Source organism: Nonomuraea sp. NPDC050227 (assembly GCF_044459705.1).
In the GTDB taxonomy this organism is placed as follows: domain Bacteria; phylum Actinomycetota; class Actinomycetes; order Streptosporangiales; family Streptosporangiaceae; genus Nonomuraea.
Genome location: NZ_JBITJF010000006.1, coordinates 416776 through 433123 on the forward strand (window position 1 = coordinate 416776; position 16348 = coordinate 433123).

Here is a 16348-nt window from a genome sequence, read left to right on the forward strand (position 1 = left end):
ACGAAGAAAGGGCTGTCCTTCTGTGAAGGCGTTGTCGCTGCGGCGTGCTGGGCTGTGTAGGTCATGAGGTCTTGTTTCTTCTTTGTTCGTCGGGGCTGGTGCGGCGGTAGCGGACGGATGGGCGGCCGCCCGTGGGCGTGGTGAAGGTCTCGTACTGGCCGGTGGCCGTCAGGCTGGCCAGGAGCTCGTCGAGGGTCTGTTTGGGCACGTTGCGGGAGAACAGGGCGCTGATCTCCGAGCGGGTCAGGCCGGTGCCGGCGGCCTGGTCAAGGGCGCGGCGGATGCGGTCGATCTTCGGGTCGCGCATCTGCTTGTCCAGGACGAACAGGGCTGAGGCGATCGAGTAGCGGACCAGGGCGGCGGCGGCTCCCAGGTCGGTGGTGGTGATGTGGGCGCGGGCGTCGAGGGCGGCGTACAGGGCGGCGATGCGCAGGCAGTACGGGGCCGAGCGGCGGGTGAACTCGGTCCAGGCGTGGTCTTCGTCGTCGGCGGCGGTGAACTCCTCGTACAGCTCGGCGGACCAGTAGGCGCGGGCGTCCTCGTCGAGGGCGATGCGCTTGATCTGGCGGGCGGCCTTGACGGCGTCGTGGAGCCGAGCGCTGAGGCTGGCCAGCAGGTCGGGTGCAACTCCTTCCGGGATGGGCAGGCGCTTGGAGCGCTCGACGTAGACGGGCAGGAAGCGGTTGTAGGAGCCGCCGGCCATGTCCGCCTCGGCCAGGCGCATGCGGAACTCTTTGGGCGTGATGTGCCCGATGATCGCGATGTGCGGGTTCGAGGCCCGGTAGGCGTTGCGGGTCAGTACGGCGAGCGTCCGGCCGTCCCATGCCTGGCGGAGCATCGTGCCGAGCGTGGAGCCCTCGCGCTTGGCGCGGGCCATGACGGTGGAGAATTCCGGCTCGGTGACCGACAGGCGCTTGTCCATCGTGCCGCCGGGGTCGTCCGGGCTGTCGGGGTCGCGGATGCGCTCGATCAGCCCTTCACCGGAGGACAGGCCGGTGACACAGAGGTCGCCGTAGCCGATGCCGGCGTGGTGCAGGAAGATTTCGGCGGTGTCGGTGGCCTGGCCCTTGCGGCCCGAGCCGGTGCGGCCGAACAGCAGCGGCCAGATCAGGAGCGGGTGGCGGGTGTTGCCGATCTGGACGTACGGGCCGGGTCCGATGACCGCACCGCAGGCGGACAGCGCGGAGACCAGGACGCCGACCGGGTCGGCCTCGGTTGACGGGTCGGCGGCCTGCACCAGCTCCCCCGGCAGCCCGTAGAACATGGCAGGGTCGGCGGCCAGCGGCGGGACCGGCAGGCCGAGGGTCAGGTCGCCGGACTGGTCGCGATGCAGGCGGGTGACGGTGGCATGGGCGTCAAGGTTCTCCAGGATGGTGTTGGCGTCGAGTGGGTTGGTCATGCGATCCCCCGGCGTGGCTGGCGTGCTCCGGCGGTCAGGCCGGAGCGGATGGTGGCGGCGGCCTCTCGGGGGGACAGGCCGGTGGCCTGGGCGGCGGTGTGCAGGGCGTCCTCGGTCAGGCGGTGCGGCAGCAGGCCCGTGGCGACGAGCTGGCCGAGGGCGAAGGCGGCGGCGTTCAGGGTGTGGTTGCGGGTTCCCGGCCCGGCGTCGAGGACGTGCTGCAGCTCGTTGTGGAGTGCGGCCATCGCGTAGCCCGTGGACTGGTTGCCGAGGGCGGCCAGGACGTCATGGACCGAGACGTGGACTGGCTGGCGCCCTTGGTCGGTGCGGGCCAGCCGCTCTGCCAGCCAGGACGGCAGCGGTGCGGGCTCGGCGGTGTGGATGGTGTCGTAGGTTCCGGTGCCGTCCGGGAGGTCGACGTAGCTGCCTGGTGCGACGACGTAGCCGCCGCTGGCGCGGATGTCGATCAGCCAGCCCAGTCCTTGCCCCTTGGCGCCGGAGGTGTTGCCGAGTGTCAGCCCTTCGGGTGCGGTGAAGTACAGATGGGTGCCGCCGCGCCGGGTTCGGACCTGGAACGTCTCCAGGGGTAGCGGTTGGCCGGCCTGCTCGCACAGCAGGGCCAGGACGTCCGCCCCGTCGTTGACGCCGGGTCGGTTCCAGGGCGGCGGGGGCTGTTCGCCGTTCTTCGGGGTGTCCAGGTCGATGACGACCAGGTTCGACGGGCCGGTGGCGATGCCGATGTTGTACGCGGTGCCGGTCCAGAAGCGGCTGATGGTGTCGGCGTCGGTCGTGTGGTGTTCCTTCCACTTCCAACCCTTGAGCGGCACCTTGTCCCCCGGCGTGAGCGGGAAGACGTGCCAACCTCGGGCGGCGGCGGCCAGGGCGTAGGACCGCGTCTGGCGGGGCGGATGAGGTGTCATGCTGGTGGTTGCTCCTTGAGTCGGCCCCGCGGGGCCGGTGACCGGTTGGGGCATGGCCCCGGCGTCGTGCTTGGTGGCTGTGCGCCGGGGCCGCTCTCAGTGGTGCAGGTGGCGGACGTAGTTCCAGACGTGGCGGCCGAGACGCAGGCGAAGGCCGGTGGCGTCGCAGCGGCGGCAGCAGCGGATGCCTCGACGCTGCGGGAAGCGGCCCTTTCCCTGGCACTTGCGGCAGCGGCCGAACGGGCTCACGTAGCACTTCGCGGCGTAACAGACCGTGCTGGTGATCGTGGTGATAGCGACGAGCAGGGCGAGGTACACGACAGCCTCCTGGGCCGGTTTTCGGCGTAGTCGAGGAGGACCGCTAGCGTGCTAACGGCCTGGCCAGGGCGTATTTCTGGTGCTAGCGGGGTTGCTAGCGCTAGCAGGGTCGGCTACTAGCGCTAGCAGCCCCGTGATGGGTCAGCCGGAGCGCTTTTGGCGGTTACGCTCGGCGATGGCCTCGGTGAGATCGTCGAGGCGGATGCCGCGTCGGGTGACGGGCTTTCCGTCGATGCGGCGGCCGATGTCACCGACCCGCAGGCCGTGCGGCTTGAGGGCGCTGGTGAGCTGTTCGGACTTCCAGCCGGTGTAGACGTCGGGACGGAGTTCGGTCAGGCGGGTGCACAGGGCTTCGTTCCAGGCCGCCGTCTCCCCTGCGGGCCAGACCTCGGCGAGGTCGGCCAGGACGTCGAAGACGGGTGCGTCCTCGCGGGCCTGGGTGCCGGGTTCGGGCAGGGTGCCGGCCAGGCCGCGGAGCCGCTTGGCGCGGACGATGACCTTGTCGGCGTCGGTGGTGTCGAGGTAGTAGGAGCGGCGGGCGGCGGCCTTGCCGAGGCCGGCGAGGATGCCCCAGCCGGCCTCCATCACCGGCTGGAACACCGTGGCGCGGTAGCCCTGCTTGTACATCGAGGTGCCCAGAATCATGTCGTTCGCGGTCTGGTCGGCGACGCTCATGCAGTAGCGGGTGTTGACGTTGCGGGTGATGCCGGTCGGCAGGCTGTCCTTGTCGGGGATCTGGGTGCCCAGGAGCAGGATCACGCCCAGGGCGCGGCCGAGCTTGATGACCTTCTCGCAGATCTCGCCGGCTTCCTTGCCGTACTGCGGGTGCAGGAACAGCTCTTGGATCTCGTCCACGGTCACGATCAGCGGGTGCAGGCCCGAGCCCTTGAGCGAGGCCAGTTCGGGTGTGACCTTGTTCTCGGGCGCCTTGCCGAGGGCGTGGTAGTGGGCGATGCGCTTGGAGCGGCGTTCGCACTCCTTGTAGAGCCAGGCGAACATCGCGGCGCAGCGGGCGATCGTCTCGTCGTCGAAGCCGTTGCCGTACTCGGTGCAGACGGGTTCCAGGACCTTGAAGTCCCCCACTCCCTTCAGTTCGTAGATGCGCAGCTCGGCGCGCGGGTCGAGGGCGGCGGCCAGGACCGCGAGCCTGAGCCCGAACGTCTTGCCCGAGCCGGGCTGTCCGCCGACCAGCCAGTTGCGGAACACCAGCTCGGCGTTGACGGTCTCCATCCGTGGTGTCGTGGCGAACGGGAACGGCTTGAACACGTCCACCTGGCCGTCGCGCAGCAGCGGCCAGGGCGGCTGCTTCATCTGCGAGGATGGCTCGTAGCCGACCCACAGGGCGAGGCGGCCGGGGTGGCCGGCGGCCGGTTCGGGCCAGACCTGGTCCATGGGGAGGCGCATGGCCGAGGCGAGGCGGCCTCGGCGAGCCACCACCTCGGCGGCTTCCACGCCGAAGGGCAGGTCGATGATGGCCAGGTGTCCGGGGCCGTCGCGGTGGATCTCCTGCGGGAAGCTGATCGCGTTCGGATCCTTGCTCACGGCCTGGTTGATGCCGGAGATGCCGCAGTGCATCAGAGCCCGACGGACCAGTTCGGCGGTGAGCTTGCGGTAGCGCGGACCGTCGCTCACACGGTCCGTGATCGGGCTGTCGGCGGGACGGCCGGCTCGTGCCAGCAGCGGGACGGCCAGGACCAGCGTGCCGAGGCGCGCCCAGCCAGGCAGGTCCGCCACCAGGAAGACCAGCAGGCCGGCCAGGGCCGTGATGGTGAGCGCCAGCACGACCGACCAGCGCCAGCGGGACTGGCGTTGGCGCTGCTTGTCGAGCTTGAGCCACATCTCCGGGTCGTTGCGGTCGGCGGCGTACTGGCGCAGCGCCCAGTTGCCCTCCTCCGCCGTCGCCCAGTGCAGCAGCCGGCCGATGGACTTGAAGACGCCGGGCACCGCGTACCAGAGCGCTTTGAGCAGGTACTTCGGCGAGCGAACAGCGTGGTAGCCCAGGACGTACGCGGTGTCGCGGGCCTGCCAGACGATCATCGCGCGGACGGACTGCCAGGTTCGGAGCCAGGCCGGGATGATGGGCGCGCGACGCTGGGCGGTCCGTGCCGCAGGCGGTACCGCGTCCTCGTCGGGCGGGTCGACCGGCGGGCCGATGACGCGGTCGGTGATGTCGATGGACTCGTGGTCCAGGACCTCGTCGTCCGGCTCGGCGTCGTCGGTCTGGCGGGCACGCCGGCGGGAGTCGAGGGGGACGACCTCGGCCTCGCCGTTCTCGTCCTCATCGCGGTCGGGCCACTCGAAGCCGTGCAGTTCGCGACCGGGCTCCGGACGGCGGTCGGGCTCGTGCGGTGTGTGGGTCATGATGAGTACACCTCGTGTGCCTTGGCGGTAGCGGGGTGGTGGGGCGCGGCCGCTGTTCTTGGCGGAGTGGAGGCCGCGCCCTGCTTCTGCGACGGTGTGCGGTCGGACCGCGCTTCGTCCGGTCGGTCGTCCGCGGTCGGGCCGTGCGGTCCGACCGCCTCAACGGCAGCGGTCGGGGTCCGGTCCGGCGGCGCTTCCGTCCGCAGGCGGGCCAGGAGTGCTCCGGCGCGGTCGGTGGAGACTGACTGACCGGTCTGCCGGATGGCGTCCCGAAGCCGGTCACGGGTGAGCTGGACCTTGCGCGTCTCGTGGTCGGCGGCGATCTGCCGGCCGAGCGGCATCAGGTCGTCCACGTCTGCGCGAGGTCGTCGGGCGGTCTTCTTGGTTGCCTGGTGCTTGGGCTTCGGTGGCAGGGCGGGACGCTCGGGAACGGGCGCGAGTCGGATCCGGTCAGGAGACAGCTCGCCGAGCCGGTAGAGCGGTCGTTCGCGGCGCGTGGCCTTGCAGCGCCACAGCCGGCCGTACCTGTCCTGAAGGTCAGTGCGGGCGAGGATGCGGTCGCGCTCGCGGCCGAGGGCGTTCGGGTAGGAACGGATCTCCCACAGCACCATCCGGCGCCACAGGGCGAACGTCGACGGGAAGGCCAGCAGCCACCGGGAGAGCCGGATGGACTCCATGTGGTCGGGTCTGGTCAGGTCGGCACGCTTGCGGATGGCGTACGCACCGACCTCCACCGCCACCACCCACAGGCCGGGAAGCATCGCGTGGGCGATGATCCCGAACAGGGTGTCCTCGGCAGCCACGTTGAGATAGACCGTGGCGGCGGTCAGCGCCCATGGCACGAGCCGGAGCAGGCGAAGGCGCATGCCGAGCCTGGCCAGGACGATGTCGAGCGCCGAGAAGACAGCGATGCCGAGGTCGATCCCGAGTGGAACGATCCAGGCGAACCAGCCGAAGGACGGTTCGGCGGCCCTGGCCACCGTGGCGAAGCTGATGACGAAGCCGAGCAGGCCCAGGCTCGCCACCGCGGCGGCGGTGACCGAGACGGCGGTCTGTTCGCCCTCGCTCAGCGGACGAGGTCCGTAGACAGCGGCGGTCATCGGCCCCACCGTCCCCAGCAGCGCAGGCAGCCAGGCCGATTGCACCAGTTGGCACGGCGGCTGGACCAGACGCGGAGCACCTTGTCGGGCGATCCGGCGGAGTGGACGCTGAAGCGTACGACCTGGTGGATCCGGAACCGTTCCTGGGCGATGCGTACCAGCTCGCAGGCCAGGAAGCCGGCGGCGAACACCACCAGATAGAGCAGAACAGTGATCACGCGGTTCTCCTGAGCGGGACGTGAATCTCGTGGTCGAGGTCGGCGGCGAACACCGAGCGGCGGCAGGCCGCGCAGTAGAACTGGACGGGGCCGCCGTCGAGCTGGGCCCTGCAGCGCGGGCAGCACGTGCCCGGCCATGGCGACAGGCGGATGGCGTTCATGTGACCTCCCTTCAGATGCCGGACTGTGAGCGGGCGAGGATGCGGCACATACGGCAGCCGGGCAGGCAACGGGTGCCGTGAGCCGTACAGACCTCGACCTGGCGACGGACGCCGCAGCCGCGGCACCCGAACGGGCTACGGGAGCGCCGGCCGCAGTCGGCGCACTGGAAGCGAGCCATCAGGCGGCCACCTCCCGCAGGTCGCGGAGTTCCTCGACGGTCAGGCCGGCCCAGACGCCGGCCTCGGGAACCACGGCCAGCGCGTACGCCAGACAGGCCGCGCGGGCCGGGCACTCGGCGCACAACGCCTTGGCCTTTCCCTCGCGCGCCTCCCGGACGTCGTCCGGCTCGGACTCGAACAGGTCGGGGCCGGTGAAGAGCTCGGCGTCGTCGCTCTCGCAGGCCGGGTCGGCGTTCAGCAGAACATCGCGAAGGTCGGACAGCTGCTCGTCGCCCCGGCTGGTGATCACCTCGTTCATCGGCGCACCCCCAGCAGAGTGGCGAGGGCCTCGGCGACGGCGAGCTGGTGGCAGGACGGGCAGATCGGCGGAGTGGGCGCCTCCTCGGCCGGGTCGATCTCCTCGGCGCCACCGCAGACGAGGCAGGTCCATTGGATGGCGGACCAGGTGACGGCCCGCATGGGCAGGCCGAGGTCGGACGTGGGCTGTGTGTTGCTGGACCCGTGGGTCATAGTGAAGACACCTCTTCTAAGGGGTGCCGGGGCGCGGATCAGGTTTGGCGACTTTGGGCCGCGCCCCGGCTTCTTCCGTTTGGTGTGGTTCAGCCGAGTCCGTCGCTGAAGACGGTCAGGGCTTGGGCGATCTTCTGTACGGCGTCCACGGTGGTGTTGACCGCGACCGCGGCCTTGTGCGGCTGAGTGACCACGAAGAAGGCCGCGACGATCATCAGCACCGTGGGCAGGAAACGGCGGGGTCGGAGAGCAGGCATCGGGCGGTGGTCCCTTTCTGGTCGTCGCGAAGCCTGCTTCTCCTGGTGGCAGCTCCTCCCACGAGAGAAGCTGTCCTGTACAGGTATAGAACAGGCTTGGCGGGTCCGTCAAGGTCCTTTCGGGACCCGCCGTGTTCGTGGCACCAGAAAACCGCGCAGGTCAGGGGGTACGGCAGCGTTCAAAAGACGGTGCAATTGAGCGAAGGGGGGTGCACTACGGCCCGGAGGAGGTGCAAACTGTCTGCGACATTGCGATCACCCAGGGTTGTGAAGCCGTTGCGCGACGGGAGTGCCATGAAGCTCCGAGAGCCGAATCACCAGCTCGCGGCGGTCATGGCGAGAGCCGCGTGCTCGAACAAGGCCCTGGCGCGACGGGTGCAGGACGTGGCCACCACTCACGGCGCCGACATCCGCTGCGATCACGTGTCGGTGAAACGCTGGCTCGACGGAATGCACCCCCGCGGACTCACCCCGCACTTCATCGCCGAGGCCCTCGGCCGCAAGCTGAGCGAGCGAGTCAGCGTCCGCGACATCGGCATGATGTACGCCGAGTCGACTCCCTTCACACCCAGTGCGCTGAAGGAGGCCGACTGCCAGGTGGGTGGTGTGACCGTCCTCGTGTCCGGCGATCTGTCGGCCAATCCCCAGGTGGTGGAGAGCGACATCTCTGCGGACTCCTGGAACGACTCCATGGTCACGTGGCTGATCAATCCCGTGCCGTCCCCGAAGTCGCTGGCTGAAGGCCGGCTGGTCACGGCTTCCAGCGTCGAGGCCGTACGGGAGACGACGGCGATGTTCGCGAAGCTGGACTACAGGTTCGGCGGCGGCCACGCCCGGTCCACGGTGGTCCAGTACATCGCCATGGAGGTGGAGCCGCTGCTCAAGCACGTCAGGTCCGACACGGCGCTCGGCAAGGAGTTCCTCTCCGAGACGGCGGCCATGCTGCGCCTGGCGGCCTGGATGGCGTACGACACCGGCCGGCACGGCCTCGCTCAGCAGTACATGACGAAGGCCCTCCACCTGGCCCGCGAGGCGGGCAATCGGATGCTCGGCGGACGCATCCTCGCCGGCATGAGCCATCAGGCGAACTACCTCGGGCACTACGCCATGGCGGTGAACCTTGCGCGAGCAGCTCAGATGGGCGCCATGGGCGCGGCCACGCCGACAGCCATGGCGCTCTTCAGCGCCATGGAGGCGCGAGCCCTGGCCTCACAAGGCGACAAGGGCGCGTGCAGCAGAGCACTCGGCGAGGCCGAGCGCTGGTTCGAGCGGCGTGTCCCGGAGGAGGATCCCGTCTGGCTCAAGTACTTCGACGAGGCGGAGCTGGCGGCAGAGTTCGCGCACTGCTTCCGGGATCTGGGCCAGCACCACCGAGCCCGCGACCGGGTGCTGGAGAGCGTGGAACTGTCGGAGAGCCTCTACGTTCGCAGCCTGTCTTTCGTACGCACCATCCTGGCCACGAGCCACGTGGCCAACGGCGACCTCGATCACGGGCTCGCTGTGGCGCGCGAGGTCGTGACCACTGTGGCTGATTTGCGGTCGGCTCGCACACGACGATATGTACGGGAATTCATCGGTCAGCTCGCACGCTACGGGAACGATCCACGAGTGCGCGAGTTCCAGGCATTTACCGAGGCAAGGCTCGTTCGTGCTCGCATGGAAGCAGCCGCGACAAGCTAAGTCGTGACGTTGCGTACGCACGCCACGTCACCCAGCTCCGTAGTAAAAATATAGAAAGCATTGGTAGCGTTGCGGACAACGGTGCCGTCGGCGCTCAACTGTAACAGCTAGGCGTGGAGCGGTAATGCGCGAAGCGACGCTGGCAACATGGCGCACCTGCGGTCAAGCACGCACATGTCTCGCGTTGCGGGGCAAGCCCGCACGACCAGAGGTTGCCTGCAAACGGCAACGAAGTTCTCTGGCTTGGCGCATAGAACCTCGATAGGGATTCCGACTCACCTTGAGGCTCTTATCACGGTCAATCCACCGTGGCGCTTGACCATGGCAGCCTAGAGCGTCCTGTCGCGAAGGGCAATGCAATCACGCGAGCTATTGGAACATTTACACGTCAACCTCGGCGAGCGCGGAACCACCCCACCCTGCACCAGATCTAAGCGATGAGCAAAGAGGCAACACCTACCGCAACTCATCGCTCGTGTACGGAGCATACCTTTCCGGTTACTTGAAAAAATCTTTACTTTATTCGTGCCTTATGTGACGATCAGTACGTTTTGCCTCATCGTCCGAAAGGCTAGAGTGAACACACGACAATCGGCGTCCAGGCTATTACTCAGGACGCCCCGCCGCGCTGCCCTGACTCTTGTTTTGGCCCTGCCTTTAAGTTTATTGGCAGCGCCTGCGATCGCTCAGCCCCCCGCTCCTTCTCCTCTGCCTCCTGGAACACCACAGCCTGGCGCCGAAACCCCGACTGGGGCGGCTATGAAGCAGGCCAAGCAGGAAAACAAGCGGGTCGAGATCGATTCTCTGCGCTCGGAGACGGCAACCTACTTCGCTAACCCTGACGGGAAGACACTCACCACTGAGCTCGCCATCGACCCCGTTCGCTTCAAACAGGACGGCCTCTGGCGGTCGGTTGACACCTCACTCATGGCCGACAACGGCATCATCAGACCGAGGGCCACCAAGGCCAGCCTGACGCTGTCAGCCGGAGGCAACACCGACCTGCTCAGTGTGAAGAGCCCGCGCGACGGGGCTACGACCAAAATCTCCGCCCCGCGCAAATTGGCCGCGCCAAAGCTTTCGGCGAACCGTGCCGAGTACGCGGACGCTTACGGCCCGGGCATCGATCTGGTAGTCATCGCGACACCTACTGGATTCCGGCAGAAGGTGGTCATCAGAGAACGACCGGTCGGCCCGCTGAAACTTCCGATCTCTGTCCAACTGCCCGCCGGCCTGTCCTTCGGCGAAACCTCTACAGGAAAGTTGGCCCTGCAAGACAGTTCCGCCATAGACGAGAGTCAAGTGGCCGAAGTGCCGACTCCGTTGCTCACGGACGCTGCCGCAGATCTCAAGGTGGGAGAGGAGGGGCGAGTCGGCAAGGTGACCGCCGTGGTTAAGAAGACCGCAGCGGGGCAGGCGATCATCTACAGGCCCGATGCGGGTTTCCTAGCTGATCCGGATGTCACCTATCCGGTCACTCTCAACGTGGACCTTCCTGTCTGGACTGAATTGCCGGACGCAAACGACACGTTCATCAACAACTCCTCCTACCAGAACGGCTACGCCAACAGCGGCGCCTATCACGTGCAGGCCGGCATGACCAACAGCGGGACTGTCCGCTGGCGTACCTATATCCGGTTCGAGGAGATCCCCGAGGACTCCCCACTGCGCGGTGGACGGGTAAAAAACGCCGACCTCATCCTCTGGAACATCGACTCCAACGATTGCGGCCTTCCAGTAGGGTCCGGCATCACCGCCCGGATGATCACCCAGCGATGGGACGTCTCCACGCTCACCTGGAGCAATCAGCCGACGGTGACCAACGCGGGCGCCAACACCGAGTACGGCGCGTACAAGCCGACTTGCACGCGCGGCTACATGGATTACGAACATGACCTGATCCACTACGTGAACGACATTGTTCAGGAGTGGGCCAACGGCCAGCCCAACTACGGGTTCCAGCTCACTTCGGGTAATGAGTCCGATTACACCAACTGGCGTGCATACCGTTCGAAGGAGTACGGCACTGTAGGTGAAGCCCACGGGCCCAAACTCGTCATCGGTTACGAACCTGCTGATACGCAACTCAGCGCAGTGGGCTGGTTCTTCGACGGAGAGCCGGAGCTGGGGCGGGATCCGGTCTACGACCAGACTGTGATCGACAATCCTGCGCTGGCACGGGCCTCCGCGACACAGCCGGTCGCCGATGACATCACCGAGGATCAAGTGCTGCAGGCCCAGAAACTGGAGGGCCAAGACGTCGAATCTCCGCCCAATCTTCAGGACGAGGACCCAGACGTCGATCCGGTTGAGCCAACCCCGACACCGGAACCCGACACTTCACCTCCAACGGTGTCCAGCACCGAGCCTGCGAGCAACGCCACGGACGTCGCTGTGGACAGCACCATCCACGTGAAGTTCAGTGAGCCGGTACTCGAGGTGGTGATGGAAGTGAAGACGCCCGACGGTACCTCGGTCGCCGGAGAGGTTCACTCAAACCCCGAGTCTGACACATGGACATTCACTCCTGCAGATCCATTGGCCGCTGATACCGCCTACACCACCACAGTGAGCGGTGCTGTCGACCTCGCCAACAATCCCCTTGCCGCACCGTACAACTGGGCCTTCACCACGGGTTCCCGAACGTCACAGCCCACGACCATTGCCTTGCCATTGCGCGATGACACCTGGATCGACAGCGAGGGCTCACAGGGCCCCTCCGGGGAAACCTTGTGGGCGGGCACCTACAACAACTTGAACGAACGAACCTACCTGAACTTCGACACCGCGCCCATCGCAGGTAAACGCATAGTCAGTGCCACACTGAAGCTCCACAATACCCAGTCCTACGGTTGCGGAGGTGGCAGGTCGGCGCTTGTAGCTCAACGAGTAACTGCCGCGTGGAGTGCGAGCACGTTGAGCTGGCAGAACAAGCCGAGCTCGACGTCCGACAGCCAGGCGCTGGCACGGGACCCAGGCGGATGTTCTGACAACGCGAACGCCCCGACGGGCGGGACGTGGACCTGGGACGTAACCGGAATCGCGCAAGCGTGGGCATCAGGGCAGGTGGGCCACGGCCTGGTGCTGCAGGCAACGGACGAGTCGGCCGGAGGCCCCCTATATGACCGCGGCTTCGATTCCGCCGAAGCCAGCCAGACGACTGGGCAAGCTCCGGTTCTGGAGGTGACATATGCGGGAGGTACAGGTCCGACGCCCACCACCTCTCCCGGTCAAGACACAACACCGCCGGCGGTTCTCACCACCGCGCCCGAGAGTGACGCGACCGACGTGTCGAGTGACGCTCAAGTAAAAGTGACCTTCAGCGAGCCGGTGAGAGACGTACAACTCGTTCTCGACGATCTCCTTCTCGAGCAAGAGGTGCCTGGCGAGGCCACTTTGAGCGGTGATGGCACCACACTCACCTTCACTCCGTCCTCCGAGCTCTACGGCTTCTATAGAGCAGAGGTGACCCAAGCCAAGGACAGAGCCGGCAACTCCCTTGCGCCCTATGGCTGGTACTTCGAGACGTCCTTCGCCTCATCGCTGACATCCCGAGCCACTTCAGCTCGCAAGGCAGCGCAAGCCAAGCCAGGGGTGATCGAAGCGTGGAGCAAGCCGAACAGCGAAAGATTCAGTCGGATCACGACGCCTCACCTGATGGCGAAGGTGTCAGATCCCCTGGGACGCCAGTCAGCAGTTCGGTTCGAGGTAACGCACGCCCCATCGCTACCGGAGCAAGGCAAGGGAGTGATCTGGTCGGGAGAGGACAGTCGTGTGACGTCGGGCACCCCGGCCATGGTGCATGTACCGAAGGGCAAGCTGCGTGACGGCTGGAAGGTGCAGTGGCGGGCGCAGGCCATCGCAAGAGGTGCGAAAGGCCCGTGGAGCGAGTGGCAGACCCTGACCATCGGCCGGCAAGGAGGGGCAGCGGCCAAATCCCCCTCGATCGCCGCGATTCCGCGGCCGGTAAAGGAGACACCCCCCGCTCCCGCCGCACGGATCTACGACCGGATCGACACGGACGAGTGCTTCAATAAGTGGGCGACGGCCGGAAAACCACAGGGCTGGATCAAGAATCACTTCTCGTGGTGCCAGATTGGCAGAATCGAGGCGACTCAGACTAGATATAACGGAATGACCAGCGGCAAACCTCCCATTGAGGAGGACTATTATCGGACATACGTCATGCTGATCGCATACACGTTCAGCGGTACAACGGCGGCGCGTAAAGCTCGGGTAGAACCACGTGACATCGTGGTGGAGGCGTTCCTGTTCGACCAGCAAACCTACGGGACCATGCCGTTGAACAGAACAATGGTGCTCGGCATGGATATCGGAAACAAACCACAGTGCCAGCATATCTCCACCTACAACGGCGCACCGCACACGAACTATAAGAGCCTTACTGTTTCGCAATGGAAGGCAACGCCTACCGGCAGGGCAACCTTCCGCTTCCGTTGCGCGGCGGACCAGAGCCCCGCGAAGAGGCAAATCGAATGGGGCCCGCACCCCTACCAGAAGCTGTCCATCGACAATGAAGAAAAGGTGGGCATCGGCACTCTTTCAGCCTACGCCAACTTCCCCGACTGGCCCAAGGCGATCAACAAGTACATATCAAACACAAACCAGACTGGAATCGGCACCACCGTCAGGTGCGACTCGGCGACATACGTCCAGTACAAGGGAGGTTGCGTCTTCTCCTTAACCCTGCCCTGGGTTAAGTTCCACTGGGGCAAGGGATACGACCAAGCCTTCAACCACTATTGGAACGCGTGCACAAGACCGGGGCTCGAGACCTACCCAACAGACACGTCCAAGGCGATTCACGGCTGCAGAAACCCAAATATACCGACCGAAGAGAACAAGCTGCATCGTGAATACCAGAACATCCGGAATGCCAATCAGAGCCAGACCAACCGCTGGTGCAACAACATGTGGCCCGGCTACGCGAACAACGGCGCCAAGCAGTGCGATGAGTACCCGTTCGCGTCCACGCGGGAACGAACGAACGTTCGCAACAACAAAACGAACTCGATATCTCTCTGCCCAGTCGATACAGCCGACAACGGCGCGGCCGGCCTAATCCTGGACAGGCATTACTACCAGAAGGATCGGATCCTCATAGGCGACGCGTTCTACACCACCTTCGAACAGGCAGGCATGGGAACGCAGAAGGACAGAGCCAGCCTCTGCGGTTCTCCTTCTCGCGACTACTGGCCATAGTTAGACTCAGGGGGCCGCTCCCGGGCGGCCCCCGCCCCCCACCAAGGAGAACGAATTCATGCCAGGCGCGGAACACTACCGTCGGGTGCTGGATGAGCAGCAGTGGCTCCACGAAAGCGGTCTCTGCTGGAGCGTGATCCGCACAAGGGGAGGCCACCGTGACATCGCACATCGACTGGCCCCGGACACCGACCCGGAAGTACGCGAACTGGACCCGCGCGAAGATCCGCTGAACTTCTCTCCACTGCCCCTGATCTTTGTGGACGAGCAAAGCGACACGATGTCCTTGATCCAGACAAATGGCGGGGATTACCTGCGCAGCCAGGACGCGCTTGCACGACTGTCGCAGGACGGCGAGGCGTGGGCCGTGTCCTGGGGTCCATCGGTGAACGTCCGGCTCGCGCACGCCCGGGGGGGAAACTACAGCTACGTATGGCGGACGTTCGGCGATGCTGCAGATCCTCCTACAAGCCCGTTCGGTGACTGGCTGGCGGCGGTGATAGAGGCGGAGCGCGAGGATGACTGGACTGGCGTCCAAGCCCACGCCATGGCCGCCGTGGATGGTGCCGCCAGGACGAGCCTGGACGCGGCATGGTTCGACGACGACCAGCGGGCCTTCATCATCGACTATCCAGAGCCAGCACCAGAACCGCTTCTGTCACCGTTCGCCCATACTGACCCTGGCCGCACGTCATCCATGGAGGCTCTGCCTCATGCCGTACGGCGTGAGGTTTTGCTGGTCGTGGCCGAAACGATGCGCGACCGGTTTGACCTGGATATACCTCCCGGACTCCCCGACGCACTAAGGCGAGGCGACGGCTTGTCCGACACAGATAGGGAGTCGCTGACATTCCTCCTTGAGGACGCATGTGCATCCTGGGAGAGGAGCGGCAAGCACGAACGCCTGCATGCCATGCTCGCGTTCAGATCGGCCTTGCGTGCCGCGAGCAGCGATGCGGCCAATTTCGACGCCTTAGCCAGCGCTAGAGCAGCTTTAGGCGCGCAATGGCCAGAGCTGGACATCGCGATCCAGCGGCTCGCCAGCCCTTGATGCGTCCGATCGGCGGAGGAACCGAGACTGCCAAGCTTTGACCAAGGCAAGTGGCTCAGAGGGGACGCCAGGAACGCGGCAGGACGTCATGGCGCAGTGAGGCGATGCGGCGGTCGAACTCGGCTCGGATGTCGGGACCGTGGTCCACGTTCTGCATGAGCCATGTTGTCATGGTGATCTCGCGGATGCGACGCAACGTGTGAAGCCCAGGCCACTCCGCGATGTCGAATCCGTACGCGTCCACAGCATGTGCGTACTCGTCGTAGTCGAGCCACCGAAAGCCTTGGAACGGAATCCCCACGGCAGTGCTGAGATCCCATTCACGTGGACCGAAGGCGAACCTCTCGAAGTCGAGAAGGATCACGTTCCCGTCCGTACGGCGTAGCAGGTTGCCCTTGTGAGCGTCGCCGTGGATGTGGCCAGCGGGCAGTGCGAACTCCAGACCGTTGTATTCGGCGTAGAGCTCCTTGATGCGTCGACGCAGGAACTCGATGTCCGCTTCTGAAACGCTCGGGGCGCAGTCCAAGCGGTCCTCTACGCGGCCCAGCGGGTCGAACAACGGCAAGACCAGGTCCACCGGTTTGGGTAGGGCGTGGAGCTCTCTCAGCATCGCTGCCAAGTCCCCGAAGCCCGGAGAGGGGCCATCACTGTCCACGTGCTGCCAGAACGTCACCACGCGGCCCTCTTGGATGAGTGCCTGGGGACAGTCAGGGAGGAGCTTCACGCTCGGGAAGTCGACCGCTTCCAGCCAGCGCGCGATCGCGACCTCCTTGCGGACGTCGCTCAGGAGATCCACACTGCGAGCGATTCTCACCACCACCGGAGCGGATGCGAGGCGGAACAGGATGTTCTCCCCCACCCGCAGAGGAACCGCGTCGCTGCCGTCTAGCCCGGCCTCCTGGCAGGCCGCCACCAGCGCCCGTTGTGCGTCCTGCAGAGAGAAGCCTCGTGCGGTGTGGGACTCCGTCAT

General features: G+C 65.9%; 14 protein-coding genes. 3 read left to right on the forward strand and 11 right to left on the reverse strand.

From position 1 onward, the window contains the following. Positions 1-61: 61 nt before the first annotated feature. From ACIBK9_RS25485 to ACIBK9_RS25530, 10 genes are all read right to left on the reverse strand, one after another. Positions 62-1399, reverse strand: coding sequence for a hypothetical protein (locus ACIBK9_RS25485; protein ID WP_397161551.1), 1338 nt, complete (start codon positions 1397-1399; stop codon positions 62-64). Further along, positions 1396-2319, reverse strand: coding sequence for a bifunctional DNA primase/polymerase (locus tag ACIBK9_RS25490; protein ID WP_397161552.1), 924 nt, complete (start codon positions 2317-2319; stop codon positions 1396-1398). The genes ACIBK9_RS25485 and ACIBK9_RS25490 overlap by 4 nt, the downstream gene beginning before the upstream one ends. A 96-nt stretch (positions 2320-2415) precedes the next feature. Continuing rightward, positions 2416-2637 (reverse strand): hypothetical protein, encoded by a 222-nt coding sequence (locus tag ACIBK9_RS25495; protein ID WP_397161553.1) that lies wholly within the window; start codon positions 2635-2637, stop codon positions 2416-2418. A 141-nt stretch (positions 2638-2778) separates the two neighbouring features. Next, positions 2779-4998, reverse strand: coding sequence for a cell division protein FtsK (locus tag ACIBK9_RS25500; RefSeq protein ID WP_397161554.1), 2220 nt, complete (start codon positions 4996-4998; stop codon positions 2779-2781). Next, a complete protein-coding gene (locus ACIBK9_RS25505) occupies positions 4995-6098 on the reverse strand; it encodes a DUF2637 domain-containing protein (protein WP_397161555.1) in 1104 nt (367 codons plus the stop codon). The genes ACIBK9_RS25500 and ACIBK9_RS25505 overlap by 4 nt, the downstream gene beginning before the upstream one ends. After that, positions 6095-6316, reverse strand: a complete 222-nt coding sequence (locus tag ACIBK9_RS25510; protein ID WP_397034409.1) for a hypothetical protein — start codon at positions 6314-6316, stop codon at positions 6095-6097. Before ACIBK9_RS25510 ends, ACIBK9_RS25505 begins: the two co-directional genes overlap by 4 nt. Further along, positions 6313-6477, reverse strand: a complete 165-nt coding sequence (locus ACIBK9_RS25515; RefSeq protein WP_397034407.1) for a hypothetical protein — start codon at positions 6475-6477, stop codon at positions 6313-6315. Before ACIBK9_RS25515 ends, ACIBK9_RS25510 begins: the two co-directional genes overlap by 4 nt. 178 nt (positions 6478-6655) lie before the next feature. After that, a complete protein-coding gene (locus ACIBK9_RS25520) occupies positions 6656-6955 on the reverse strand; it encodes a WhiB family transcriptional regulator (protein WP_397161556.1) in 300 nt (99 codons plus the stop codon). After that, positions 6952-7167 carry a hypothetical protein gene (locus tag ACIBK9_RS25525; protein ID WP_397161557.1) on the reverse strand — a complete coding sequence of 72 codons (216 nt, stop codon included), beginning with the start codon at positions 7165-7167 and terminating at the stop codon, positions 6952-6954. The genes ACIBK9_RS25520 and ACIBK9_RS25525 overlap by 4 nt, the downstream gene beginning before the upstream one ends. An 89-nt stretch (positions 7168-7256) precedes the next feature. Continuing rightward, on the reverse strand, positions 7257-7424 hold the full coding sequence (locus tag ACIBK9_RS25530; protein ID WP_397161558.1) for a hypothetical protein: 168 nt from the start codon (positions 7422-7424) through the stop codon (positions 7257-7259). A gap of 294 nt (positions 7425-7718) precedes the next feature. Between ACIBK9_RS25530 and ACIBK9_RS25535 the strand changes: the two genes are divergently transcribed. The 3 genes from ACIBK9_RS25535 to ACIBK9_RS25545 all read left to right on the forward strand — a co-directional run bounded on the left by ACIBK9_RS25535 (position 7719) and on the right by ACIBK9_RS25545 (position 15378). Further along, entirely contained in the window at positions 7719-9104 is a 1386-nt protein-coding gene (locus tag ACIBK9_RS25535; protein WP_397161559.1) for a hypothetical protein, read from the forward strand. A gap of 759 nt (positions 9105-9863) precedes the next feature. Continuing rightward, on the forward strand, positions 9864-14327 hold the full coding sequence (locus ACIBK9_RS25540) for a DNRLRE domain-containing protein (RefSeq protein ID WP_397161560.1): 4464 nt from the start codon (positions 9864-9866) through the stop codon (positions 14325-14327). A gap of 58 nt (positions 14328-14385) precedes the next feature. Then, a complete protein-coding gene (locus ACIBK9_RS25545; RefSeq protein WP_397161561.1) occupies positions 14386-15378 on the forward strand; it encodes a hypothetical protein in 993 nt (330 codons plus the stop codon). A gap of 55 nt (positions 15379-15433) precedes the next feature. On the opposite strand, the gene ACIBK9_RS25550 is transcribed toward ACIBK9_RS25545, so the two are convergent. Further along, positions 15434-16348, reverse strand: a complete 915-nt coding sequence (locus ACIBK9_RS25550) for a phosphotransferase enzyme family protein (RefSeq protein WP_397161562.1) — start codon at positions 16346-16348, stop codon at positions 15434-15436.

Excerpts from the sequence above, each read along its gene's own strand:
- ACIBK9_RS25485 (WP_397161551.1), bottom strand. The coding sequence starts at position 1,399 with ATGACCAACCCACTCGACGCCAACACCATCCTGGAGAACCTTGACGCC.
- ACIBK9_RS25490 (WP_397161552.1), bottom strand. The coding sequence starts at position 2,319 with ATGACACCTCATCCGCCCCGCCAGACGCGGTCCTACGCCCTGGCCGCC.
- ACIBK9_RS25500 (WP_397161554.1), bottom strand. The coding sequence starts at position 4,998 with ATGACCCACACACCGCACGAGCCCGACCGCCGTCCGGAGCCCGGTCGC.
- ACIBK9_RS25505 (WP_397161555.1), bottom strand. The coding sequence starts at position 6,098 with ATGACCGCCGCTGTCTACGGACCTCGTCCGCTGAGCGAGGGCGAACAG.
- ACIBK9_RS25515 (WP_397034407.1), bottom strand. The coding sequence starts at position 6,477 with ATGAACGCCATCCGCCTGTCGCCATGGCCGGGCACGTGCTGCCCGCGC.
- ACIBK9_RS25520 (WP_397161556.1), bottom strand. The coding sequence starts at position 6,955 with ATGAACGAGGTGATCACCAGCCGGGGCGACGAGCAGCTGTCCGACCTT.
- ACIBK9_RS25525 (WP_397161557.1), bottom strand. The coding sequence starts at position 7,167 with ATGACCCACGGGTCCAGCAACACACAGCCCACGTCCGACCTCGGCCTG.
- ACIBK9_RS25530 (WP_397161558.1), bottom strand. The coding sequence starts at position 7,424 with ATGCCTGCTCTCCGACCCCGCCGTTTCCTGCCCACGGTGCTGATGATC.
- ACIBK9_RS25535 (WP_397161559.1), top strand. The coding sequence starts at position 7,719 with ATGAAGCTCCGAGAGCCGAATCACCAGCTCGCGGCGGTCATGGCGAGA.
- ACIBK9_RS25540 (WP_397161560.1), top strand. The coding sequence starts at position 9,864 with ATGAAGCAGGCCAAGCAGGAAAACAAGCGGGTCGAGATCGATTCTCTG.
- ACIBK9_RS25545 (WP_397161561.1), top strand. The coding sequence starts at position 14,386 with ATGCCAGGCGCGGAACACTACCGTCGGGTGCTGGATGAGCAGCAGTGG.
- ACIBK9_RS25550 (WP_397161562.1), bottom strand. The coding sequence starts at position 16,348 with ATGACGGAGTCCCACACCGCACGAGGCTTCTCTCTGCAGGACGCACAA.